The 23,068-nt window shown below is 69.5% G+C and carries 21 protein-coding genes; 3 read left to right on the top strand and 18 right to left on the bottom strand.

Annotation, left to right across the window (positions count from 1 at the left end):
• Window positions 1-65 precede the first annotated feature (65 nt).
• Complete coding sequence (gene fdxA / locus AC5P1C_RS26380; RefSeq protein ID WP_030573070.1) at window positions 66-386, bottom strand: ferredoxin; 321 nt, start codon at window positions 384-386, stop codon at window positions 66-68.
• Window positions 387-529: 143 nt separating this feature from the next.
• Here fdxA and AC5P1C_RS26375 point away from each other — a divergent pair, with 143 nt between their 5' ends.
• Both AC5P1C_RS26375 and AC5P1C_RS26370 read left to right on the top strand, forming a co-directional pair.
• Window positions 530-1,603, top strand: a complete 1,074-nt coding sequence (locus AC5P1C_RS26375) for a GNAT family N-acetyltransferase (protein ID WP_493868410.1) — start codon at window positions 530-532, stop codon at window positions 1,601-1,603.
• A gap of 40 nt (window positions 1,604-1,643) precedes the next feature.
• On the top strand, window positions 1,644-2,480 hold the full coding sequence (locus AC5P1C_RS26370) for a transglutaminase-like and tetratricopeptide repeat-containing protein (protein WP_493868409.1): 837 nt from the start codon (window positions 1,644-1,646) through the stop codon (window positions 2,478-2,480).
• A gap of 26 nt (window positions 2,481-2,506) precedes the next feature.
• Here AC5P1C_RS26370 and AC5P1C_RS26365 read toward each other — a convergent pair whose 3' ends face one another.
• The 8 genes from AC5P1C_RS26365 to AC5P1C_RS26330 form a co-directional block, all read right to left on the bottom strand.
• Entirely contained in the window at window positions 2,507-3,136 is a 630-nt protein-coding gene (locus AC5P1C_RS26365; protein ID WP_493868408.1) for a response regulator, read from the bottom strand.
• Entirely contained in the window at window positions 3,133-4,389 is a 1,257-nt protein-coding gene (locus tag AC5P1C_RS26360; protein WP_493868476.1) for a sensor histidine kinase, read from the bottom strand. The genes AC5P1C_RS26365 and AC5P1C_RS26360 overlap by 4 nt, the downstream gene beginning before the upstream one ends.
• Window positions 4,377-5,111 carry an ABC transporter permease gene (locus tag AC5P1C_RS26355; RefSeq protein ID WP_493868407.1) on the bottom strand — a complete coding sequence of 245 codons (735 nt, stop codon included), beginning with the start codon at window positions 5,109-5,111 and terminating at the stop codon, window positions 4,377-4,379. The genes AC5P1C_RS26360 and AC5P1C_RS26355 overlap by 13 nt, the downstream gene beginning before the upstream one ends.
• Complete coding sequence (locus AC5P1C_RS26350) at window positions 5,105-6,154, bottom strand: ABC transporter ATP-binding protein (protein WP_493868406.1); 1,050 nt, start codon at window positions 6,152-6,154, stop codon at window positions 5,105-5,107. Before AC5P1C_RS26350 ends, AC5P1C_RS26355 begins: the two co-directional genes overlap by 7 nt.
• A gap of 143 nt (window positions 6,155-6,297) precedes the next feature.
• A complete protein-coding gene (locus tag AC5P1C_RS26345; protein WP_493868405.1) occupies window positions 6,298-8,511 on the bottom strand; it encodes a hypothetical protein in 2,214 nt (737 codons plus the stop codon).
• A gap of 169 nt (window positions 8,512-8,680) precedes the next feature.
• Window positions 8,681-9,061 (bottom strand): DUF6113 family protein, encoded by a 381-nt coding sequence (locus AC5P1C_RS26340; RefSeq protein WP_493868475.1) that lies wholly within the window; start codon window positions 9,059-9,061, stop codon window positions 8,681-8,683.
• Between the two features lie 89 nt (window positions 9,062-9,150).
• Window positions 9,151-10,080, bottom strand: coding sequence for an N-acetyl-1-D-myo-inositol-2-amino-2-deoxy-alpha-D-glucopyranoside deacetylase (mshB, locus tag AC5P1C_RS26335; RefSeq protein WP_493868404.1), 930 nt, complete (start codon window positions 10,078-10,080; stop codon window positions 9,151-9,153).
• A gap of 66 nt (window positions 10,081-10,146) precedes the next feature.
• On the bottom strand, window positions 10,147-10,341 hold the full coding sequence (locus AC5P1C_RS26330; protein WP_360767809.1) for a hypothetical protein: 195 nt from the start codon (window positions 10,339-10,341) through the stop codon (window positions 10,147-10,149).
• A 149-nt stretch (window positions 10,342-10,490) separates the two neighbouring features.
• On the opposite strand from AC5P1C_RS26330, the gene AC5P1C_RS26325 reads away from it, so the two are divergent.
• A complete protein-coding gene (locus tag AC5P1C_RS26325; protein WP_493868403.1) occupies window positions 10,491-12,668 on the top strand; it encodes a S9 family peptidase in 2,178 nt (725 codons plus the stop codon).
• 266 nt (window positions 12,669-12,934) lie between these two features.
• Here the strand turns inward: AC5P1C_RS26325 and AC5P1C_RS26320 are convergent, their stop codons facing one another.
• From AC5P1C_RS26320 to AC5P1C_RS26280, 9 genes are all read right to left on the bottom strand, one after another.
• Window positions 12,935-14,074, bottom strand: a complete 1,140-nt coding sequence (locus AC5P1C_RS26320; RefSeq protein ID WP_493868402.1) for an ABC transporter ATP-binding protein — start codon at window positions 14,072-14,074, stop codon at window positions 12,935-12,937.
• Window positions 14,061-15,104 (bottom strand): ABC transporter ATP-binding protein, encoded by a 1,044-nt coding sequence (locus tag AC5P1C_RS26315; RefSeq protein ID WP_493868401.1) that lies wholly within the window; start codon window positions 15,102-15,104, stop codon window positions 14,061-14,063. Before AC5P1C_RS26315 ends, AC5P1C_RS26320 begins: the two co-directional genes overlap by 14 nt.
• A 6-nt stretch (window positions 15,105-15,110) precedes the next feature.
• Entirely contained in the window at window positions 15,111-16,079 is a 969-nt protein-coding gene (locus AC5P1C_RS26310) for an ABC transporter permease (protein WP_493868400.1), read from the bottom strand.
• The gene (locus AC5P1C_RS26305) at window positions 16,072-16,995 is read right to left on the bottom strand and encodes an ABC transporter permease (protein WP_493868399.1); all 924 of its coding nucleotides are present in this window, start codon (window positions 16,993-16,995) and stop codon (window positions 16,072-16,074) included. Before AC5P1C_RS26305 ends, AC5P1C_RS26310 begins: the two co-directional genes overlap by 8 nt.
• Before the next feature lie 72 nt (window positions 16,996-17,067).
• Complete coding sequence (locus tag AC5P1C_RS26300; protein WP_493868398.1) at window positions 17,068-18,699, bottom strand: peptide ABC transporter substrate-binding protein; 1,632 nt, start codon at window positions 18,697-18,699, stop codon at window positions 17,068-17,070.
• A 242-nt stretch (window positions 18,700-18,941) separates the two neighbouring features.
• Complete coding sequence (locus tag AC5P1C_RS26295; RefSeq protein ID WP_493868397.1) at window positions 18,942-20,090, bottom strand: ABC transporter ATP-binding protein; 1,149 nt, start codon at window positions 20,088-20,090, stop codon at window positions 18,942-18,944.
• A complete protein-coding gene (locus AC5P1C_RS26290; protein ID WP_493868396.1) occupies window positions 20,083-21,144 on the bottom strand; it encodes an ABC transporter ATP-binding protein in 1,062 nt (353 codons plus the stop codon). Before AC5P1C_RS26290 ends, AC5P1C_RS26295 begins: the two co-directional genes overlap by 8 nt.
• Before the next feature lie 11 nt (window positions 21,145-21,155).
• Entirely contained in the window at window positions 21,156-22,115 is a 960-nt protein-coding gene (locus AC5P1C_RS26285; RefSeq protein ID WP_493868395.1) for an ABC transporter permease, read from the bottom strand.
• Window positions 22,108-23,037, bottom strand: a complete 930-nt coding sequence (locus AC5P1C_RS26280) for an ABC transporter permease (protein WP_493868394.1) — start codon at window positions 23,035-23,037, stop codon at window positions 22,108-22,110. The genes AC5P1C_RS26285 and AC5P1C_RS26280 overlap by 8 nt, the downstream gene beginning before the upstream one ends.
• Between the last annotated feature and the right edge of the window lie 31 nt (window positions 23,038-23,068).

The raw sequence follows: 23,068 nt of genomic DNA, 5'->3' as shown, positions 1-23,068 counted from the left end.
CAAATGCCTCGGCCCCGTACAGCGATGTGTGCCGTACGGGACCGGGGCGGCGCTTCAAGCTGCCGTTACTGGTTCTGCGGCGGCAATGCGGCGATGAAGGCGTGGTCGCGCTCGATCAGGCCGAGCTTGCTGGCACCACCGGGCGATCCGAGCTCGTCGAAGAACTCGACGTTCGCCTTGTAGTAGTCCTTCCACTCTTCCGGAGTGTCGTCTTCATAGAAGATCGCCTCGACCGGGCAGACCGGTTCACAGGCTCCACAGTCGACGCATTCGTCCGGGTGGATGTACAAGGACCGGGAGCCCTCGTAAATGCAGTCGACCGGGCACTCCTCGATGCACGCCTTGTCCTTGACGTCGACACAAGGCTGCGCGATGACGTAGGTCACGCTGTCGTTCCTCCTCGATACGGGCGTTGGCGGGCCGTCTTCAGGCTCCGCTCGCCTGGCGCGCGGGAGCGCGGCGTCGTCGATGCCCACCTCTAGTATCTCCGTTCCCGGGCATGATCCGAACAGGAGGGGCGTACAGAGCTGTGGAATTCACTGCGGGCGGACGGCTCGAGGTCCGAATTACCCCTGCTGACGTGGGCAAACGGGTCTCTGTAAGGCGCCTTGACGACGGGTCGAGGACGGGCGGTAAGTTCACTGACACGGTGGGTGTTCTCACATCGTGGAACGATGGTGTGGTACTGATCACACGACGCGACGGTGAGCGTGTCCCCATCGTGGAGAGCTCCCTCGTCGCGGGCAAGGTGGTCCCCCCGGCCCCGGCCCGCAGGCGCGGCCCCGCCGCGTCCTACGTGGAGCTGGCCCGGGTCGCCGCGCGTGCCTGGCCACCGGTGGAGAGCGAGCGGCTCGGTGAGTGGGAGCTGCGGGCGGCCGCTCAGGAGGAGTCGCGCGAAGCGCGTCGTGGAGGGGCGGTGGCCGGGCGACGGGTGGGCTTCACCCGGCGGGCCAATTCGGTGTTGCCGCTGGGCGATCCGGGACGACCGCTGGACGAGGCCCTCGCGTACGTACGCCAGTGGTACGAGCAGCGGGGGCTGCCCGCGTACATCCAGACCGCGACCGGGGCCGAAGGCACCCAGGAGCTGCTCTGCGCGGAGCTCGACGAGCGGGGCTGGGAGCGCGAGGTGAGTTCGGAGATCCACGTCGGGGCCCTCGCGCCGCTCGGTGATCTCGACCTGCCCGACGCGACCGTGGAACGGGTGCGTCTTTCGCGCTCCTTCGACGAGGCGTGGCTGCGGCCGTACAAGCGATTCGGGGTCGCTGGACCTCATGTGCTCCAGGTGCTGGCGGGCGGCCCCTCGGTGTGGTTCGCTTCCGTGCCCGGGGCCTCTCGTGACGCGGGGCCCGCGGCGATCGGGCGCTGTGTCGTGGACGGGCGCTGGGCGGGATTCATGGCGGTCGAGGTGGATCCGGCGCACCGCAGGCAGGGACTTGCGTCCGCGGTGATGGCCGCACTGTCCCGGCAGGCGCTCGCCGAAGGCGCTTCGGCGGCGTGGCTGCAGGTCGAGGACGACAACGAGGGTGCGCGGGCGCTGTACGGCGGTCTTGGGTTCGCCGCGCACCACACGTACCACCACTATCGATACCCGTCGGCTCGGTAGCTCCTACCGGTCGGCTCGGTAAGTAAGGCACGAGGCACGCATGCACGAGGAGTCAAGGACCGCCGCGTCCCGGCGGCGGTTCGCTGAGGAGGCCAGGTCCGAGCGGCCCGACCTGTCCCTGCTGTGCCTCCTGCTGAGCGCGGAGGCCGATCCCGACCTTGCCGACGACGGCATCGACGCGGCGCAGATCGAGCTGGACCGGCTCGCCGGTCAGCTGCCCTACCGGCCCGGCGGCGCGCGGGAGTGGGCGGCGGCGCTCGCCGAGCTCCTGGGGGCGCGGTACGGGTTCATGGGAACGCCCGCGGACTACCAGCGCCTGGAGTCCTCGCTGCTGCACGAGGTACTGGAGCGCCGCCGGGGGCTGCCGATCCTGCTCTCGGTGGTGTGGATCGAGGTGGCGCGCCGGGCGGGCGCTCCCGTCTACGGCGTCGCGCTGCCCGGTCACTTCGTGGTCGGCTTCGGCGCACGCGACGAGCAGGTGCTCACCGACCCGTTCGCGGGCGGGCGGCTCCTGACGGGTGAGGACGCGGAGCTGCTCGTCGCCGGTTCGTCGGGCGGCACGGTGAGCTCCTCGATGCTGACGCCCGCCGATCCGCTGAACATCGTGCTGCGCATCCTCAACAACATCCGCGCGTGGGCGGCGGCCCGCCCCGAGCGCTCGGACGTCGCGCTCTGGGCGGTCGAACTCTCCCTGCTGCTGCCCGCGCACTCCGACCAGTTGCACTATGACCGGGCCCAACTCCTCGTCCAGCGCGGCGACTTCCTGACCGGTGCCATGGAGATCGAGACGTACGCCGACGCACTGGCCGCCACCGACGAGGCGGCGGCGGGGCGACTGCGTCAGGAGGCACGCGGGGCGCGGGCGATGCTGAACTGATGCTCAGCACAAGGCAGTTCGGGGCTTCAGAGCCAGCCCTTGTCCCTGGCCGCCTTGACCGCCTCGGCGCGGTTGCGCACGGCCAGCTTCTGGATGGCCGTCGAGAGGTAGTTGCGGACCGTGCCCGCCGAGAGGTGCAGGGCCGCGGCGAGTTCAGCGTTTCCGGCGCCGTCGGCCGCCGCGCGCAGGACCTCGCGCTCGCGGTCGGTCAGCGGGTTCGCGCCCCCGGCCAGTGCCGCCGCCGCGAGCGTGGGGTCGATGACCCGCTCCCCGGCGAGGACCTTGCGGACCGCGTCGGCGAGCTGGGCCGCGGGCGCGTCCTTGACCAGGAAGGCGTCGGCGCCCGCCTCCATGGCGCTGCGCAGGTATCCGGGGCGGCCGAAGGTGGTGAGCACCACGATCTTCAACTCCGGCAACTCGGCGTGGAGTTCGGCCGCCGCCTCGATGCCCGTGCTGCCCGGCATCTCGATGTCGAGCAGCGCCACGTCCACCGCGTGCTCGCGCGCCGCCGCCAGGACCTCGTCGCCGCGGGCCACCTGCGCGACCACCTCGATGTCCGGCTCGAGGCCGAGCAGCGCCGCGAGGGCCTCGCGGACCATCGACTGGTCCTCGGCGAGCAGCACCCTGACGGTGGGGCCCGCGCTGTACGTACTCATGCGGAGGATCCTAGAGCCGAAGATCCCGTGGCGGAGCCGCCGCTGTCGTCGGCCGCACCCCCGCCGAGCGGCACCCTGGCCGTGAGCCGGAAGCCCCTGCGGGCGCCGGGTCCCACGTCCAGGGCGCCGCCGACCGCCTCCACGCGCTCGGTCAGGCCCGTCAGTCCGTTGCCCGCCCCGGAGCTCGCGCTCGCCGCGGAGGCGCCCCTGCCGTCGTCCTCCACGGACAGTTCGACGACCGGCCCGTCCAGGGTGTGCCGCGACGTGAACGCCACCGTGCAGCGGCGCGCACCGCTGTGCCGCACCACGTTCGTCACCGCCTCGCGCAGCGCCCAGGCCAGCGCCGTCTCGCCGTCCTCTGCGGGCAGCACGTCGGGCGCCTCAAGCGGTACGTCGGCCTCGACACCGGCGGCGGTGAGCGCCGTGCGGGCGCCCGCGAGCTCGCCGGCGAGGGTGCGCCTGCGGTAGCCGGAGACCGCCTCGCGCACGTCCACCAGGGCCTGGCGGCTGACCTGCTCGATGTCGGCCACCTGCTGCGCGGCCTTGTCGGGGTGGGCCGGGAGCATCCGCCCGGCCAGTTCGCTCTTCAGCGTGATCAGGGAGAGCGAGTGGCCGAGCAGGTCGTGGAGGTCGCGGGCGAGCCGCAGCCGCTCTTCGTTGGCGGCCAGTTGGGCGACGGTGGCCCGTGCCTGGCGCAGCTCGATCGTCGTACGGACCAGCTCGCGCACCCCGGTCATCGCGAAGCCGACCAGGACGGTCAGCACGGCGAGGCTGCCGAGCAGGTCCGCGACGCTGTCGGTGCGCACGCCGATCAGGATCATGACGCCGGTGACGCCCGGGATGACCCACGCCGCGTGGCGCAGCGGCAGCACGGCACCCGCGGACACGGAGACGTACACGAAGAGCCCGAGCCAGGGCTTGCCGAAGGAGAACGACAGGATCACGGCCAGCGCGAGCAGCCCCACCAAGGACACCTGCACCGGGCGCCAGTCGAGCACCCGGGCGGTGTACCGGAAGACCAGGGACAGATAGCACACCACGAACGCGGCAAGACCGAGGCCGCCGAGCACGGTGGCGGTGCCGCCGTGCTCGCCGCCCACCAGGTCCTGCACCGGACTGGCCAGGAAGACCAGCCAGATGCCGATCCACAGCGCCTTCGTCAGCCACTGGCGGCGGTCGCGCCCCGGCCGCGCGAAGCTGTCCAGGGGGTGGTCACGCTCGGTGCAACCGTCGGTGTCACTCACGCCTTCGATGTGTCCTTCCGGTACAGCCATGCCGCACCGCCCGCGAAGAGGACGAAGTACCCGACGAGGAGCGCGATGTCCTTCGCGTGTGGAGCGTCGCCCAGTTCGATGGCCTGTCCGAGGGCAGCGTACGCATGGGTCGGCAGCCAGGTCGCGATGTCGCTCAGCCACCGCGGGAAGGTGGCCGTGGGCATCCACAGACCGCCGAGTACCGAGAGCCCGAAGTACACGATCATCGTGATCGGTCGGACGGCGTCACCTGTCGCGAGATAGCCGATGGCCACGCCGAGCGCGGCGAAGCAGAGGCTGCCCGCCCAGATCGCGGCGGTGAGCGCCAGCCACTGCCAGGCGTCGAGGCGCACGTCCTTGACGGCCGCGGCGACCACGAACACCACGACGATCGACGGCAGGCTGACGACAGCGGCACTCGCCGTCTTCGCGATCACATAGCCGCGCCCCGGCAGGCTCGTCAGGCGAAGTTGGCGCACCCAGCCGCTCTCGCGCTCCTTGGCTATGCGCTCGCTGTTGCCCATGAGGACGGCGGTGAGGGCACCGAAGGACGCCATCGACACCATGAAGAAGGCGGGGAGCGCGAGCCCCGTGTCGCCGACCATGTCCGTGCTGTCCTGGCCGCCCGCGATGATCACGAAGAGCATCGACGGGTAGATGACGGAGAAGAAGAGGAACTTCTTGTTGCGCAGGGCGCGGACGATCTCCAGCTTGATCAGCATGACCTGGCCTCCTCTTTGGCCTCCTCTTTGGTCTCCTTCTTGGTCTCCTTTTTGGTCTCCTCGGCCGCGGTGATCGCCACGAAGGCCTGCTCCAGGCCGAGGCCGGCGACTTCGAGATTGCGGGGGTAAAGACCGAGCCCGTACAGCGCGTGCACGGTGGCGTCTGCGTCCGTCGACTGGAGCCGCACGGTGTGGCCGGACACGTCGACGGCGGTGAGGAACGGCAGGGCGCCGAGCTTCTCCGCGAGCGCGGCGTCAAGCTCGGGGAGGTCGGGCCGGTCGGGCAGGTCGGGCCGGTCGGGCAGGTCGAAGGAGACCTTCCGCGCCCCCGCCTTCGCCTTGATCTCGGCGGCCGTGCCGTCGGCGACGAGACGGCCGCGGTGCAGGACGAGGACCCGGTCCGCGATGGCGTCGGCCTCTTCCAGATAGTGCGTGGCGAAAAGGACCGTGCGGCCCTGGCCCGCCTGCTCGCGCATGGTGGCCCAGAAGGCCTGGCGCACGGTGACGTCCATGCCGGTGGTCGGCTCGTCCAGGACGATCAGGTCGTTCGCCCCGGCGGTCGCGAGTGCGAAGCGGACGCGCTGTTCCTGGCCGCCGGAGAGCTTGTCGACCTTGCGGTCGGCGAGTTGGGTGAGGCCCGCGGCGGCGAGCACGTCGTCCGGCCGGTACGGCCTGGGATGTAGATCACAGGCGAGCCGTACCAGCTCGCGGACGGTGACCTCCGCCATCAGACCGCCGCTCTGCAGCATCGCGCCGACCCGGCCCGCCGTGATCGCCTCGCGCGGACTCGTGCCGAAGACCCGCACGGTGCCGCTGTCCGCGTGCCGCAGGCCGAGCAGCAGGTCGAGCGTGGAGGACTTGCCCGCGCCGTTGGGCCCGAGGAGGGCGACCGTCTCGCCGGGGTGGAGATCGAGCGTGAGGTCGTCGACGGCGCGTACGTCCCCGTAGGCCTTGGTCACCTGCTGGAAGCTCACTGCCGTGGAGCTCCCTGCTGTGGGGCTCCCTGCTGTGGGGCTCGCTGCTCTGGGGCTCGCTGCGTTCATGTGATCCATCGTCGCCAAGAGGCGGCCGACGGCGGCAGTGTCGTGTGTGCCGACTCCGGGATGACAGATGTCATGCCGCCGCACAGGAAGAGGCCGGACGGTTCACTCGCGTGAGCCGTCCGGCCTCCCGGTGCGTACGGGGATCAGGTGCCGTTCGTCTCGATCACACCGACCCGCTCGGCGGGCGTCTTGCCGATCAGCGCCTTGTTCATCGCGGCGGCCACGTCCGTCGGCTGGACCGGAGTCTTGTCGCCGTTGCCGCGCTGGATCAGGATGCCGTCGAAGACGTTGCCGTAGAGCTTCTTGAGCTCGGCGAGGTTGTAGTGCGGCTGCAGCGTGCCGTTCTTGAGCACCTGCGTCTCGAGCACCTTCGGCAGCGACTTCGCCGGGCCGAACGGGATCGACGCGCTGCCCGCCTTGATCGTGACGTTGGCGGACATGGCGGGCTTCGCGAAGCGCGTCATGAACTTGTCGACCTCGGCGTTCGCGACGGTCGGCTTGCGGGTCGTGACGGGCAGTTCGACGTTGCCCGCGCTGCCGGTCTCGACCTGCTTCCTGTACGCCTCGGTGACGGCCTTCGTCGAGGCGTCGACGTCGAGGCCGTTGCCCGCCTTGCCGTACACGGGGACGGCCTTGCCGGGCACGAACTTGACCGAGCCCTCCTTGGCCGAGCCCGAGCCGCCGGCGGCGCGCTCCAGGGCGGCCGCGAGCTTCTCCTCGTCCACGGGCATGACCGGCTCGGCGACGCGCTCGCCGCCGAAGAGCGAGCCGATCACCGATACGGGGTTGTAGTCGCTGCCCGCCGCCTCCCGGACAGTGGCCTGGCTGTCCAGGGTCAGGCCCGCCTGGTCCGGCTTGAGCGTGACCGTTTCGCCGTCGACCGACAGCTTCAAGGGCTTGGCGACGCGCTCACCGATCGCCGCGTCGAGCTTCTTGACGGCCTCGTCGCGCGTGCCGCCGCCGATGTCGACGCCGAGCGCGGTGGTGCCCTTCGGCACGTCGGCGTGGTTCATCAAGAGACCGGCGCCATAGGCCCCGCAGGCCACGACGACCACGGCGACGGCCACGAGAACGAGCTTGTTGCGCCCCTTCTTCTTCGGCGCGGCCGCGGCGGCGGGCACGTTCGGCTGCACCGGCTCGGGCAGCTTGGGCGGGGTGTGCGGCAGGGGTCCGTCGGACTGCGGGCCCGTGGCGAACGGCGAGTTCTGCGCGGGCGGCACGACGGGGATGCCGCTGGTCAGGGTGTCGCCGGAGACGTTCGTCCCGGGCGAGGGCGCGCTCGGGCCGCCCGGGATCGAGCCGGGGCCGCCGTGCACGGGGCCGCCGGAGGCGGGGGGCCGGGGGCCGCCGGGAGGGCCTTGGACGGGGCCCCCCTTCTGCGGCGTGAGGATGGCGGTGTCGTCGCCCATGGCGGCCGGGCCCGCGCCTGAACGGGCGGCGGGGTTGGCCGGGTTGGGGCGGCTGCCGGGGCCGCCCGCGTGGGGACGCCCGCCCGGATTGCCCGGGTTGCCGGGGCCGCCCTGGTTCGGCGGGGCCAGTGGGTTCGCGCGGCCCGCCGGGTTGGCCTGGTTCGCCGGGTGGGACGGGTCGGCGGGGTTCGGCGCCATCGGGCCGTCACCGGTCACCGGTCCGCCGGTCGGGCCCGAAGGACCGCGGCCGCCGTCACCGGCGCCGCCTCCGGAGAAGTACGGCAGGTCCCCGCGCTGGGGGTCGCCGCCCTGCGGCCCACCCGTGCCGAGCGGACCCGACGCCACGGCACCGGACACGTCGAAGGAGCCCGTACCGGAGCCGCCCGGCCCCGGACGGGAGCCGCCCGACCCCGGACCGGAGGGTCCGGCCGAACCGTTCCCGCTACTGCTCGCGCTGCTCTTGCGCGGCGCGAACCAGTCGCTCGTCTTCTCCTCCGCCGGAGCGGGAGGCGACGAGGGCGCGGCCGCTGAAGGCCCGGAGGGCGCAGAGCCCGGAGCGGACATCCCGGCGGAACCGGGGCCGCCCGCGCCGGTCGCGGACCCCGGACGCCCGGCGCCGTCCTCGGCATCGGCTCCGTCCGCCGCACGGTTCGGGCCTGCGCTCAGCGGACGTGAAGCACCCGCGTCGCTGTCGCCGACGGGCGTGCGCATGACCACCGGTGGGATGGGGCGCGACCCGGGGATGTTGATCCGGATGCGCGTGGTCAGCGTGGTCTCGGTCTTGGGCTCGTCGGGCCGCTCATCGGCGGCCTGCCGCTGCGCGCCGTCCACGGCGCCGTCCGACGCGGCACCCTGCGCGGGGGAGCCGTACGGCGGCGTCCCCGAGGGGTAAGCGGCTCCACCGCGCCCCTGGGGCCCGGAGGACGAACTGTCAGTTTCACGACTCAAGGCAGGTTCTCCCGGTTGGCTCCGCCGCCCGTGCTCCCCGCGCGGAGGGGCGTTCCCCCCGGCCGGAAGCTGGGGAGGCTCGACGGCGCGCACCACCATACTGGCCGCCGTCGGCACTCATCCTGTGACCGCCGTCAATCCCGTACGGCACAAGGGCTGAAGTGGTACGTCACTTGCCAAGTCGGGCGGCGGGCCCGCCTGGTTGCGGCCGCTGCCCGAGCGTGGCACACATCACAGCGACTGCCATGCCGCCCAGCAGGAAGGCGTACGAGCCGAGCCCCGCACCGAAGAGGAAGTCCCCCTCGGGCCGGCTGGTCGTGAGCAGCATGACGGCGACGAGCCAGCCCGCCGCCGGCGCCACCGCCCCCGCTCTGCTGCCGATCGCACGCGCCCCTCCGTAGAAGAGCCCCGCCGCCCCGAGGAGCGCGAGCAGCAACCCGCCCGGGGCCCAGCCCCCTTGGACGAGCGCACCGGCGGTCCCGATGATCGCGCCGAGGACGAACAGGCCGCCGTACGAGGCGATCCGGCCGAAGTTCAGCGGCTGGGCCAGCGCGCTGCCGCCCGGCGGAGCGGCGGCGGAACCGGAGGCGGAACCACGCGGGCCGGAGGCCGGAGCAGATGTCGCACGCGAACGAGTACTCACGGCGCCGTCACCCCTTCGGGCCCCGGGCCCGCGAGCCCCGCGAGCCCCGCGAACAGATCCGTCTCACGTTCGCCGTCCACCGCACCGGCTTCTCCTCGCACCAACTCGTAGTACTCCACATCAAAGATCGGCTGCGCGAGCCCGTTCGACAGGACGAAGAGCGGACCCTGCACCTCGATCTGCGTGGCGTGCGCGCGCATCGCCGCCGCCTTCGACCGGGCGAAAGCCGTCCCGTCGATCTCCGCCGTGATCCGTTCGTCCTCCGTCACACCGGGGACGTCCGCGACCACGCCGGGGGTCGTGAACGGCGAGTGCCGCAGGGCGCCCGCCATCCACCGGAACCGCTCTTCGACGACCGAACGCGGCGCACGGTTCCAGTAGATCTTGGCGATGGTGTGCGGTTCGCCCAGATCCGCGCGGAAGGCGCCCTCGGCCGCGAGGTCCGCGGCACGCATCGCGACCCGGTGGGCCTGGATGTGATCGGGGTGGCCGTACCCGCCGTCGGGGTCGTACGTCACGAGCACCTGGGGCCGCACCTCGCGGATCACCTCGACGAGGTGCGCGGCGGCTTCGTCGAGATCGGCGGACCAGAAGGCGCCCGCCCGGTGGTTCTGCTCGATGCCCATCATCCCGGAGTCGCGGTAGCGTCCCGTACCGCCGAGGAACCGGTGGTCGGTGACGCCGAGCTCCTTCATCGCGGCGGCGAGCTCGCCGATGCGCTGCGGCCCGAGCGCGTCCTCGCGGTCGGGCGCAAGATGGGCGAGCTCGGGCGGGATGACCTCGCCCTCCTCGCCCAGCGTGCAGGTCACCAACGTGACATGGGCACCCTCGGCCGCGTACTTGGCCATCGTCGCGCCATTGTTGATCGACTCGTCGTCGGGGTGCGCGTGCACGAGCAGCAGACGCCGGGCGGGCAGTTCCGTCATGGGACCACCCTACGAGCACCCCGCGCAATGATCAGAACGCGATGCGAACGAGTCAGTGCGAACGGATCAGAACTTGATGTCGCCGATCATCCCCGCCACGTTCGTCGTCAGCTCGTTGATCGTCGGTGCGACGGAGGAGCTCGCCAGGTAGAAGCCGAGAAGCACGCAGACGATCATGTGGCCCGTCTTCAACCCTGACTTCTTGACCAGCAAGAAGACGATGATCGCCAGTAGCACCACCGCCGAAATCGAGAGTGCCACGGCGGCTCACCTCCAAGTCCAAGACCCTGCACCAGTGCGAACGCCAGCAGGTACCTACCCACTAAGCGCTACGGATCATAACTATCCGTGGGTCCGCATGACTCGGAGCACTGCAGCACGAGGGGGCGCATGCCCCATAGGCTCGGAGGATGACCACCGAGATGCCCGGGACCGCCGGGCCCACCGAGAGTCAGACGCAGCGGCTCTCCTTCCCCCGCCTGCACGCCCGCACGCAACGCTTCACTCTCGGTGCGCCCCGCGCGTTCACGGTGGCGCCGGACGGGTCCCGCGTCGCCTTCCTCCGCTCGTCGTCCGGCACCGACCGGGCGAACCAACTCTGGGTCATGGACCTGACGGACGGCACGGCCGAGCGCGTCGCGGCCGATCCCCGGGCCCTGTTGGAGGGCGCGGCCGAGCGGCTCTCCGCCCAGGAGCGGGCCCGCCGCGAGCGCAGCCGCGAGGGCGGCGCGGGCATCGTGGGGTACGCGACGGACGCGGCGGTGGAACTCGCCGCCTTCACCCTCTCCGGGCGGCTGTTCGTGGCGGAGCTGCGCGTGGGCACGGCCCGCGAACTGCCCGCCCCCGCCCCGGTGATCGACCCGCGCCCCTCGCCCGACGGCCGCCACATCGCGTACGTCGCCGGGGGCGCCCTGCGGGTGACGGGCGCCGACGGCGAGGGCGACCGGGCCCTTGCGGCGCCGGAGCCGGACTCCGCCGAGAAGGCGACCGTGACGTACGGCCTCGCGGAGTTCATCGCGGCCGAGGAGATGGGGCGTTCGCGAGGCTACTGGTGGTCGCCCGACTCGGACCGCCTCCTGGTCGCGCGCGCCGACGACGCCCCGGTCCGGCGCTGGTGGATCGCCGACCCCGCGCACCCGGAGACGGAGCCCACGCGGGTCGCGTACCCGGCGGCGGGCACGGCCAACGCGGACGTACGCCTCTTCGTGGTGAACCTCGACGGCGAGCGCACCGAGGTGGTGTGGGACCGCGCCCGCTACCCGTACCTGGCGCGGGTGCACTGGTCGTCCGCCGGGGCGCCGCTGCTCCTCGTCCAGTCCCGTGACCAGCTCAGCCAGCTCTACCTGGCGGTGGACCCGGACGACGGCTCGACCCGGATGGTGCACGCGGAAGAGGATCCGCAGTGGCTCGAGCTCTTCCCCGGAGCCCCGTCCTGGTCCCCCAGCGGGAGGCTGGTGCGGATCGTGGACGAGGGCGGCGCGCGGGTCCTGGCGGTGGGCGAACGCCCGTTGACCGGGCCGCAGTTGCACGTCCGCGCGGTCCTTGACGTGGCGGACGACGACGTACTGATCTCGGCGTCGGCGGGCGAGGCCGCGGCCGTACCGGAGACGGGCGAGGTGCACGTCTACCGCGTCAACGAACTGGGCGTCGAGCGCGTCTCCACCGACGCCGGGGTGCACTCGGCGGTGCGCTCCGGCGGCCTCACGGTCCTCGTGTCGGCCACCCTCGACCAGCCGGGCTCCCGTGTCCAGGTACTGCGCGACGGCAAGCAGGTGGCGACCGTCGCCTCGTACGCGCAGCATCCGGGGCTCACGCCGCGCGTGACCCTCACCGAAGGGGGCGCACGCAAGATCCCGTGCGCCGTCCTGCTCCCCACGGATTACAAGGAGGGCTCGGGCCCTCTCCCCGTGCTCCTCGACCCGTACGGCGGCCCGCACGGACAGCGGGTCCTCGCCGCCCACAATCCGTACCTCACGTCCCAGTGGTTCGCCGACCAGGGCTTCGCGGTGATCGTCGCGGACGGCCGCGGCACGCCGGGCCGCTCCCCGGCCTGGGAGAAGGAGATCCGCCGCGACTTCACCCTGACCCTGGACGACCAGGTGGACGCCTTGCAGGGCCTGGCCCCCTCGTTCCCCCTGGACCTGGACCGGGTCGCCATCCGCGGCTGGTCGTACGGCGGTTACCTGGCGGGGCTCGCGGTCCTTCGCCGCCCCGATGTCTTCCACGCGGGGGTGGCGGGGGCGCCGGTGACGGACTGGCGACTGTACGACACGCACTACACGGAGCGGTACTTGGGGAACCCGGGTGAGGACCCGGCGCCGTACGCCCTGAGTTCGCTGGTCACCGAGGAGGGTCTGGTCGCGCCGGAGGTGCCGAACCGCCCGCTGATGATCGTGCACGGTCTTGCGGACGACAACGTAGTGGTGGCGCATGCCCTGCGGTTGTCATCGGCGCTGCTTGCCGCGGGGCGGCCCCATGAGGTCCTTCCGCTCTCCGGGGTCACGCACATGACTCCGCAGGAGCAGGTGGCGGAGAACTTGCTGCTGCTCCAGGTGGACTTCCTGAAGCGTTCGTTGGGCCTGCCCTAAGCGCAGGCGACCGGCCGGGGCGACATGGCGAACCCCGGCCGGTCTACGGCACCCGCACGGCCGTACGTCCGTAAGCCTGCCGTGTGCTTGTGGCAATGCCGGGTCGGCCGGGTTGCCCGCACGTTTCTTTCCCCGACCCCGCCCCCTCCCGAAAACCCGCTCGGCGCGGGGGCCTTGGTCGCCCGCCATCACCGGCTCCGCCGAGTTCATCCTCAAACGCCGGACGGGCTGGATACTTCCAGCCCGTCCGGCCGCAGGGACCGCCCCTACGGAACCACCTGCTTCTCCTCCGCGAAGTGGCACGCCGAATCGTGGGCCGCGGGGCCCGAAACCCCGCGAAACTCCGCCGGAACGGCAAGCGCAGGCACCTCCAAGGCACACCGCTCCCGCGCCTTCCAGCACCGCGTGCGGAAACGGCACCCCGATGGCGGGTTGGCCGGCGACGGCACGTCGCCCGCCAGAATGATCCGCTCCCGATGTTCCCGCGCCTCGGGATCAGGCACCGGCACAGCCGACAGCAGCGCCTGCGTGTACGGATGCGTCGGGTGCTCGTAGATCTCGTCCTCGGAGCCGATCTCCACGATCCGCCCCAGGTACATCACACCCACTCGATCGGAGATGTGCCGCACGATCGACAGGTCGTGGGCGATGAACACGTACGACAGATCGAAGTCGTTCTGCAGCTGGTCCAGGAGGTTCACCACCTGCGCCTGCACGGAAACATCCAGCGCCGACACCGGCTCGTCCGCCACGATGATCTCGGGCCGCAGCGCCAACCCCCGCGCGATGCCGATCCGTTGGCGCTGGCCGCCGGAGAACTGGTGCGGATAGCGGTTGATGTACTCGGGGTTCAGGCCGACCACGTCAAGGAGCTCCTGCACCCTCTGCCGCCTCGAGCCCTTCGGCGCGACCTCGGGATGGATCTCGTACGGCTCACCGATGATGTCGCCCACCGTCATACGGGGATTCAGCGACGTGTACGGGTCCTGGAACACCATCTGGATGTTGCGGCGCACCGCCTTCAGCGCACGCCCCGAGAGCTTGCTGATGTCCTCGCCCTTGTAGTGGATCTCGCCCGCCGTCGGCCGCTCCAGATTCACCAGCATCTTCGCGACCGTCGACTTGCCGCAGCCGGACTCCCCCACGATGCCGAGTGTCTCGCCCCTGCCGAGGTCGAAGTCGACGCCGTCGACGGCCTTGACCGCGCCGATCTGCTTGCGGATGACGATGCCCTGGGTGAGCGGGTAGTGCTTGACCAGGCCCCGCACCTGGAGGATCGGCTCGCGTCCCGACGCCGAGCCGTTCGCGGCGTACTCGTGCTCCGCCTGCGCCTTGTGCAGCAACTGCCGCGCGGTCTCGCCCTCGTCCTCCAGTTGCTTCTTGCTGATGTGCTCACCACGAGGCATGGAGCGTCTCCTTCCAGAAGTGGCAGGCGCTCCGGCGGTCGGCGGTCAGGCCTTCGTACGCCACGTCGTAGAGGGGCGGCACATCGGTCCTGCAGACGTCCTGCGCCATCGGGCAGCGGGGGTTGAAGGCGCAGCCGGGCGGGATGTTCATGAGGTTGGGCGGCAGGCCCTTGATCGCGTAGAGCTCCTGGCCCTTCTGGTCGAGCCGGGGGATCGACTCAAGGAGGCCGCGTGTGTACGGGTGCGCGGGGGCCTTGTAGATCTCGTGGACGGGGGCCTTCTCGACGATGCGCCCCGCGTACATCACGGCGATGTTGTCGGCGACGTCCGCCACGACGCCCAGGTCGTGGGTGATGAGGATCAGGCCCATGTGCAGCTCGCGCTGGAGCTCGGCGAGCAGGTCCATCACCTGGGCCTGGACCGTCACGTCGAGGGCGGTGGTCGGTTCGTCGGCGATGATCAGCGAGGGTTCGAGCGCCATCGCCATGGCGATCATGATGCGCTGGCGCATGCCGCCGCTGAACTGGTGCGGGTACTGCCCGACCCGTTCCTTCGCGGCCGGGATGCGCACCCGGTCCATCAGCTCGACGGCCTTGGTCCTGGCGTCCTTTCGGGACATCCCCTGGTGGACGACGTACATCTCACCGAGCTGCTGGCCGACGCTGACCACCGGGTTCAGGGACGACAGGGCGTCCTGGAAGATCATCGCCATTCCGGCGCCGCGCGTCTTGCGCCGCTCCTCCTCCTTGAGCTTCAGGAGGTCCTGGCCCTTGAAGAGGATCTCTCCCCCGGTGATCTTGCCGGGCGGCATGTCGAGGATGCCCATGATGGCCTGCGCGGTCACGGACTTGCCGGAGCCCGACTCGCCGAGCACGGCGAGCGTCTCGCCCTCGCTGACGGTGTAATCGACGCCGTTGACGGCCTTGGCCACACCGTCCCTGGTCCTGAATTCCACGTGCAGATCGCGCACTTCGAGGAGCTTGGACTTTTGCGTCCCCGTGGTGGACGCCTCGGATGCCACGGTTGCCATGGGCGCCTACCTCAGCTTCGGGTCGAGGGCGTCGCGCACGGCGTCGCCGAGCATGATGAACGCGAGCACGGTGATCGCGAGCGCTCCGGCGGGCCAGAGCAGCATGTGCGGGGCGTTGCGGATGTACTGGGACGCGGCCGAGATGTCGATGCCCCAGCTCACGGTGGGCGGCTTCAGGCCGACGCCGAGGTACGAGAGCGTCGCCTCCAGGGCGATGTACGTGCCGAGCGCGATGGTGGCGACCACGATCACCGGGGCGATCGCGTTCGGCGCGATGTGCCGAAGGAGCATCCGCGAGTTGGAGGCGCCGAGCGCCCGAGCCGCCTGGACGTAGTCGTTCTGCTTGGCCGTGATCACGGAGCCGCGGGCGATGCGCGAGAGCTGCGGCCAGCCGAGCAGGACCATGAAGCCGATCACCGGCCAGACGGTGTTGCTGGTGACGACCGACAGGAGCACCAGGCCGCCGAGTACGACGGGGATGGCGAAGAAGACGTCGGTGATCCGGGAGAGGATCGCGTCCCAGAACCCGCCGAAGAACCCCGCGAGCCCGCCGAGCACGCTGCCCAGGATCGCGACGCCGAGCGTGGCGCAGACGCCGACGGTGACCGAGGCGCGGGCCCCGTACACGGTCCGCGTGTAGACGTCGCAGCCCTGGCCGTCGAAGCCGAAGGGGTGGCCGGCCGTGGAGCTCTTCTGGGCGTTGGCGAGGTCGCAGTCGAGCGGGTTGCCGGAGGCGATCGCGGACGGCCAGAGGGAGATGAAGACGAGGAAGAGAATGATGAGGCCCGAGATGATGAAGATCGGGTTCCGCCGCAGCTCGCGCCAGGCGTCGGACCACAGGCTGCGGGCCGGACCGGTGCCGCTGGGCCCGCCCGGTGTCGTCTCCAGTGTGGTCCCCTCGGTCGCCGCGAGGTCCATCGCGCCCCCGGCACCGGTCGGGGCGATGGCTCCGTCTGGCTCTCGGGGTTCAGGCATAGCGGATCCTCGGGTCGAGTACGGCGTAAAGGAGGTCGACGATCAGGTTGGCCACCAGGAAGACCAGGACGAGGACGGTCACGAAGCCGACGACGGTCTGGGTGCTCTGCCGGATGATTCCTTGGTAGAGCTGGAAGCCGACGCCGTGGATGTTGAAGATCCGCTCGGTGACGATCGCACCGCCCATCAGGGCGCCGATGTCCGTGCCGATGAAGGTGACCACCGGGATGAGTGAATTGCGCAGCAGATGCCGGGTGATGACGCGGTGCCTGGGCAGCCCCTTCGCGATGGCCGTGCGGACGTAGTCGGCGCGGCGGTTCTCGGCGATGGAGGTCCGGGTGAGCCGGGTGACGTAGGCCAGGGAGACCGAGGCGAGGACGAGTCCCGGCACGATGAGTTCGTTGATGGGCGCCTCCGACGAGACGGAGGGTTTCATCACGCCCCATTCGACGCCGAGCAGCAGCTGGAGCAGCAGGCCGGTGACGAAGGTGGGGATGGCGATGACGACGAGCGTCAGGAGCAGGACGACGGTGTCGATGGGACGCCCGCGCCGCAGCCCCGTGACGACGCCCAGCGAGATCCCGATGACGATCTCGAAGACGATCGCGACGAGCGTCAGGCGGATCGTGAGCGGGAAGGCCGTCGACATCAGCTCGGTGACCTTCTGCCCGTTGAAGGCGGTACCGAAGTCACCGGTGAAGACATTGCCCATGTAGGTCGCGTACTGCTGCCACACGGGCTTATCGAGGCCGAATTCCTTCTTCAGCTGATCGGCCGTCGCGGGGTCGCACTTTCGGTCCCCGCACAGGCCCGCGATGGGGTCGCCCATCACGTTCACCATCAGGAAGATGAGCAGCGTGGCGCCGAAGAAGACCGGGATCATCTGCAGCAGACGCCGGATCACATAACGTCCCATGAGGGGCTCCGGAAGTAACGGGAGCGGTCGTCCGGCGCGACTGCGAACCGCCGGACGACCGCTCCCTGGGCCTCAGTTGACCGTGATCTCGTTGTAGACCGGGACGCTGAACTGGTTCAGCGACACGTCGGAGACCTTGTCCGAGTAGCCGGCGCTGCCGTTCTGGTACCAGAGCGGAATGACCGCCATCTGTTCGGCGAGCACCTTCTCGGCGTCCTGGAAGGTGGAGACGGCCTTTGCGGTGTCGGTCTCGGAGTTGGCCTTGTCGACGAGCTTGTCGAATTCCTCGTCGGACCACTTTCCGTCGTTGGACGGGGCATCCGTGTAATACAGCGGCTGCAGGAAGTTCTGGATCAGCGGGTAGTCCATCTGCCAGCCCGCGCGCCAGGCGCCGTCCAGCTTCTGCTGGGAGGCCTGGCTGCGGAAGTCGGCGAAGGTCCCGACCGGACTGCCGACACAGGACTTGTCGTTTCCGAGGGCCTTGTTGATGGAGTTGCAGACCGCGTCGACCCATTCCTTGTGCGAGCCGGTGTCCGCGTTGTACGTGATCTTCAGCGTCCCGCCGGGGATTCCGCCACCGTCCTCGACCAGCTTCTTCGCCTTGTCCGCGTCGTACTTGCAGGGGTCGCCGCAGAGGCCTTCCTTGTACCCGCCGTCCTTGCCGAGCACCGGGGAGGTCCAGTCCGTGGCGGGGGTTCGGGTCTGCTGGAAGATGGTCTCGGTGATCTGCTCACGGTTGATGGCCATGGAGAGCCCCTGCCGGACCTTCTCCATCCCAGGCTTCGACCATTTGCTGTCGTAGAACGGGAAAGCGAGGGTCTGGATGATGCCCGCGGGGGTGTTGATGTAGCGGTCACCCAGATCGCTCTTGGCGTTCTTGAGCTGCGAGGCGGGAACGTCGTCGACGAGGTCGAGGTTCCCCGCCATCAGGTCCGTGTAGGCGGTGTTGTTGTCGGTGTAGACCTTGAGATCCACACCGCCGTTCTTCGCCTTGTCGTCGCCCGTGTAGCCATCCCACTTGCGCAGGGCCATCTTGGAGCCCTTGGCGTACGAGTCCACGGTGTACGGGCCGTTACCGACAGGCTTGGCGAGCCACGCGTCGTGGTCGTCGTAGAACGCCTTGGGCAGCGGCGCGAAGGCCGGATAGCCGAGGGTCTTGGGCCAGGTGGAGAACTTCTGCGTGAGCTTGACGGTGAAGGTGGTGTCGTCGACGACCTTCAGTCCGGAGAGGGTGTCGGCACTGGCGTCGCCCTTCTCCGGGTGGACCTTGTCGTAGCCCTCGATGTAGCCGAAGAAGTAGGCGTTCTTCTGGTTGTTCTTGAGGTGGGCGCCGTAATTCCAGGCATCGACGAAGGACTTCGCGGTGACGGCTTCGCCGTTGCTGAACTTCCATCCGTTCTTGATCTTCACGGTGAAATTCTGCGAGTCCTTGGTGTCGATCTTTTCGGCGACCATGTTCTTGGCCTCGCCGGTCTTCGGGTCGTACCGCATGAGACCCCGGAAGATCATGTCGAGAACCTTGCCGCCCTGCACCTCATTGGTGTTCGCAGGCTCCAGAGGATTCTGCGGATCACCCCAGGAGGAGCCCACGATCCCGGAGCCGTCACCGCCACCGCCGCTGTCCCCGCCTCCACCACAGGCGGTCGCCGCGAGCGCGACGGTCACCGCACATGCGGCCCATTTGGCGTGCGTGGCTCCACGCATGGAGAGCCTCCCTTTCAGGCCTAAGTCAGACTTAGGCCCAAATACACCCTAATGCGGGGTGTCGCGCATCTTTGTGGGGTCTTTCCGGGGCCAGTAGGACCGGGAAAACCCCCGGATGTCCCACCCGTGCGCGGCCGCTGCGGGAACAAGGAGCCGTACAAGCAGGGAAACGTCGAGAACTGACAAGGCGCCCGGAACCTCTCGGTTCCGGGCGCCCCATCACGTACAGGCCATACACACGCTCACGCCGCGTGCACGACGTCCTTCTCCTCCGCGAAGTGGCACGCCGACTCGTGTGCCGCCGGAGTGTCCTGGCCCGCGAACCGCTGCGGGATCGCGAGCAGCGGGGTCTCCTCCGCGCACTTCGCCTCCGCCTTCCAGCAGCGGGTGCGGAAGCGGCAGCCCGAGGGCGGGTTCGCCGGGGACGGGACGTCGCCGGTGAGGATGATCCGCTCGCGGCCCTCGCGCGCCTCCGGGTCCGGCACCGGCACCGCGGAGAGCAGCGCCTGCGTGTACGGGTGCGTCGGGTGCTCGTAGATCTGCTCGTCCGAGCCGATCTCCGCCATCTTGCCGAGGTACATCACGCCCACGCGGTCCGAGATGTGCCGGACGATCGACAGGTCGTGCGCGATGAAGAGGTAGGAGAGGTTGAACTCGTCCTGGAGCTTCTCCATCAGGTTGATGACCTGGGCCTGGACGGAGACGTCCAGGGCCGAGACCGGCTCGTCGCAGATGATGATCTCGGGGTTCAGTGCCAGGCCTCGGGCGATGCCGATGCGCTGGCGCTGGCCGCCCGAGAACTGGTGCGGGTAGCGGTTGATGTACTCCGGGTTCAGGCCCACCACGTCCAGGAGGTCCTGGACCTTCTGGCGGCGCGAGCCCTTGGGAGCCACCTCGGGGTGGATCTCGAAGGGCTCCCCGATGATGTCGCCCACCGTCATACGGGGGTTGAGCGAGGTGTACGGGTCCTGGAACACCATCTGGATGTTGCGACGGACCGCCTTCAGCGCGCGCCCGGACAGCTTGGTGATGTCCTGGCCCTTGTAGAAGACCTCACCCGCCGTGGCGCTCTCCAGGGTCATCAGAAGCTTGGCGACCGTGGACTTGCCACAGCCGGACTCGCCCACGATGCCAAGGGTCTCGCCCTGGAAGAGGTCGAACGAGATGCCGTCGACCGCCTTGACCGCTCCGATCTGCTTCTTGATCAGGATTCCCTGGGTGAGAGGGAAGTGCTTGACCAGGTTGCGGACCTGGAGGATCGGCTCGCCGCGCTCGGCCGGCGCCTCGATCACGGCCACGGCCTCCTCGGGGGTGGCCGCGTCGACCTTCTCCACCTCGGAGACGCTCGGGGTCGCGTCCTGAGACTCGTCAGTCTTTTTGAGCTCAGCCATGGATCGTCTCCTTCCAGAAGTGGCACGCGCTGCCGCGGCCGGGCAGCTCAGTGCCGTCCTGCTCGCTCACCGGCACCAGGGCCGGGACGTCCGTCCGGCAGATGTCCTGCGCCTTGGGGCAGCGCGGGTTGAAGGCGCAACCGGTCGGGATGTGGAGCAGGTTGGGCGGGAGGCCCTTGATCGCGTAGAGCTCCTGGCCCTTCTGGTCGAGACGGGGAATCGAATCGAGCAGACCGCGCGTGTACGGGTGCGCGGGGCGTTTGTAGAGCTCGTGGACCGGGGCCGTCTCGACGATCCGGCCCGCGTACATCACCGCGATCTTGTCGGCGACGTCCGCGACCACACCCAGGTCGTGGGTGATGAGGATCAGGCCCATGTTGTACTCGCGCTGCAACTCGGCGAGCAGGTCCATGACCTGGGCCTGGACCGTGACGTCGAGCGCCGTCGTCGGCTCGTCCGCGATGATCAGGTCCGGCTCCAGGGCGAGCGCCATCGCGATCATGATGCGCTGGCGCATACCGCCGGAGAACTGGTGCGGGTAGTCGTTCACCCGCTCCTTGGCGGCCGGGATCTTGACCTTGTCCATCAGCTCGACGGCCTTGGCCTTGGCCTGCTTGCGCGACATTCCCTCGTGCACCCGGAACATCTCGCCGAGCTGATAGCCCACCGAGAGCACGGGGTTGAGGGAGGAGAGCGCGTCCTGGAAGATCATGGCGATCTTGCGGCCGCGGATCTTCCTGCGCTCCTCGTTGGACATCTTCAGCATGTCCTGGCCGCGGAAGAGGATCTCGCCCTGCGGGATCTTGCCGGGCGGCATGTCGAGGATGCCCATGATGGCCTGGGCCGTCACGGACTTGCCGGAGCCGGACTCGCCGAGGACGGCGAGCGTTTCACCGGCGTCCACGCTGTAGTCGACTCCGTTGACCGCCTTGACCACACCATCACGGGTGTGGAACTCGACGTGCAGGTCCTTGACGTCAAGCAGCCTGCCGCTCTTTTCCTCGCCCGAGCGGGGGGCGGGAACCGAATTTTCCTTGATGTCGATGCTGGTCATTTACGCCTCCCTCAGCGCAGCTTCGGGTCGAGGGCTTCGCGTACGGCGTCACCCATCATGATGAACGCCAGCACCGTGATACTCAGCAGTCCCGCCGGGAAGATCAGCGTGTGCGGGTTGTTGCGGATGTCGTCCAGTGAGTCGGAGATGTCACTGCCCCAGGAGAACTCGTCGCCGCCGAAGCCAAGGCCGAGGAAGGACAGGGTCGACTCCGCGACGATGTACGTACCGAGGGCGATGGTCGCGATGACGATCACCGGAGCGAGGGCGTTCGGCAGGATGTGCCGGAACAGGATCCGCTTGGTGTCCGCTCCGAGCGCGCGTGCCGCCACCACGTAGTCCGCGTGCTTGGTCGTGATGACCGCGCCGCGCATCACGCGGGCGATCTGTGTCCAGCCGAGGAAGGCCAGAGCGCCGGTGATCACCCAGACGTTCGGGTTGTTGAAGGCGTTCAGGACAACCATCGCGCCGAGCAGGAACGGAATGCCGAAGAAGACGTCGATGATCCGCGAGAGCAGGCTGTCCCAGAAGCCGCCGAAGTAACCGGCGAGCATGCCGACCAGGCCACCGAAGAGCGTGATCAGAATCGTCACGCCGAGGCCGACCATGATCGAGTTCCGCGTGCCGTAGACCACCCGGGCGTAGATGCTGCGCCCCTGGCGGTCGTAGCCGAACCAGTCGGCCTGGAAGAAGTGGGTGAGGTTCGGCTTCTCCAGGAAGTGCTTGGTCAGATCGCCGTACCGGGGATCGGCGCTGGTGAACAGGCTGGGGAAGGCCGCCAGCATGAGCACCAGAATGATCAGTGCCGTCGCCGCGAGGAACATGGGCCTGCGGCGGAGGTCGCGCCAGGCGTCCCCCCACAGGCTGCGCGGCTTGCTGGGCGCGTCGGCGTCCACCACTTTGGCGTCGGCATCGGCGATGGCCACGGCCTGTGCCTCGTCCGTGGCCGGGGTCTTGGTGAGGTCAGGCATAACGGATCCTCGGGTCCAGGACCGCGTAAAGCAGGTCGACGAGCAGGCTGGCGAGGAGGTACACGAGCACCAGGCAGGTCACGATGCCGACGATGACGGCGCCCTCGCGCTGGCTCAGCGCCTTGAAGAGAAGGTTGCCGACGCCGGTCACGTTGAAGATGCCCTCGGTGATCACCGCACCACCCATGAGGGTGCCGATGTCCGTGCCCAGGTAAGTGACCACGGGAATCAGGGAGTTGCGCAGCAGGTGCCGGGAGATGATGCGCTGCCTCGGCAGCCCCTTGGCGACCGCCGTGCGGATGTAGTCCGCCTGCCGGTTCTCCGCGATGGACGTACGGGTCAGGCGCGCCACGTAGGCGAGGCCGACCAGACCGAGTACCAGGGCGGGCAGCAGGAGTTGGGTGAACTCCTCGGAGTCCTGGACCGTGGGCGTCACCCAGCCGAGTTCGTTGCCGAAGATCAGCTGGAGGAACAGTCCGAACACGAAGATCGGGACGGAGATCACGAGCAGGGTGAACAGGGTCACCGTGTTGTCGATGAACCGACCGCGCTTCACACCCGCCAGTACGCCGAGGCCGATACCGACGATGAGCTCGAAGGTCCACGCCATGGCGGCGAGGCGCATCGAGACCGGGAAAGCCTGCGTGATCTCGTCGAGAATGGGTCTGTTTCCGGCGATGGTGTTGCCGAAGTCTCCCTGCAGCAATCCCCACATGTAGTGCAGATACTGCTGCCACAGCGGTAGATCAAGCCCTCGGTCATGCTTGATCTGCGCGACCTGTGCCGGGTCCGGCGGCTTGTCGCCCCACAGCGCGGCGACCGGGTCGCCTGGGAGCACATTGACCATCAGGAAGATCAGCAGGGTTGTCCCGATGAAGACCGGGATCATCTGGAGCAGTCGCCTCGCGACGTAGCGCCCCATGGTGGTGCCTCCGTCCATTGCGGAGCCACCC

The sequence above is a fragment of the Streptomyces sp. A18 genome, from assembly GCF_059026065.1.
This window is presented reverse-complemented; position numbering and strand designations above follow the sequence as displayed.

Bases quoted from the DNA above. Each gene is read 5' to 3' on its own strand.
- AC5P1C_RS26325 (WP_493868403.1), top strand. From the start codon at position 10,491: ATGACCACCGAGATGCCCGGGACCGCCGGGCCCACCGAGAGTCAGACG.
- AC5P1C_RS26355 (WP_493868407.1), bottom strand. From the start codon at position 5,111: ATGCTGATCAAGCTGGAGATCGTCCGCGCCCTGCGCAACAAGAAGTTC.
- AC5P1C_RS26320 (WP_493868402.1), bottom strand. From the start codon at position 14,074: ATGCCTCGTGGTGAGCACATCAGCAAGAAGCAACTGGAGGACGAGGGC.
- AC5P1C_RS26370 (WP_493868409.1), top strand. From the start codon at position 1,644: ATGCACGAGGAGTCAAGGACCGCCGCGTCCCGGCGGCGGTTCGCTGAG.
- AC5P1C_RS26285 (WP_493868395.1), bottom strand. From the start codon at position 22,115: ATGCCTGACCTCACCAAGACCCCGGCCACGGACGAGGCACAGGCCGTG.
- AC5P1C_RS26310 (WP_493868400.1), bottom strand. From the start codon at position 16,079: ATGCCTGAACCCCGAGAGCCAGACGGAGCCATCGCCCCGACCGGTGCC.
- AC5P1C_RS26280 (WP_493868394.1), bottom strand. From the start codon at position 23,037: ATGGGGCGCTACGTCGCGAGGCGACTGCTCCAGATGATCCCGGTCTTC.
- AC5P1C_RS26350 (WP_493868406.1), bottom strand. From the start codon at position 6,154: ATGAACGCAGCGAGCCCCAGAGCAGCGAGCCCCACAGCAGGGAGCCCC.
- AC5P1C_RS26295 (WP_493868397.1), bottom strand. From the start codon at position 20,090: ATGGCTGAGCTCAAAAAGACTGACGAGTCTCAGGACGCGACCCCGAGC.
- AC5P1C_RS26305 (WP_493868399.1), bottom strand. From the start codon at position 16,995: ATGGGACGTTATGTGATCCGGCGTCTGCTGCAGATGATCCCGGTCTTC.
- AC5P1C_RS26365 (WP_493868408.1), bottom strand. From the start codon at position 3,136: ATGAGTACGTACAGCGCGGGCCCCACCGTCAGGGTGCTGCTCGCCGAG.
- mshB (WP_493868404.1), bottom strand. From the start codon at position 10,080: ATGACGGAACTGCCCGCCCGGCGTCTGCTGCTCGTGCACGCGCACCCC.
- AC5P1C_RS26315 (WP_493868401.1), bottom strand. From the start codon at position 15,104: ATGGCAACCGTGGCATCCGAGGCGTCCACCACGGGGACGCAAAAGTCC.
- AC5P1C_RS26290 (WP_493868396.1), bottom strand. From the start codon at position 21,144: ATGACCAGCATCGACATCAAGGAAAATTCGGTTCCCGCCCCCCGCTCG.
- AC5P1C_RS26300 (WP_493868398.1), bottom strand. From the start codon at position 18,699: ATGCGTGGAGCCACGCACGCCAAATGGGCCGCATGTGCGGTGACCGTC.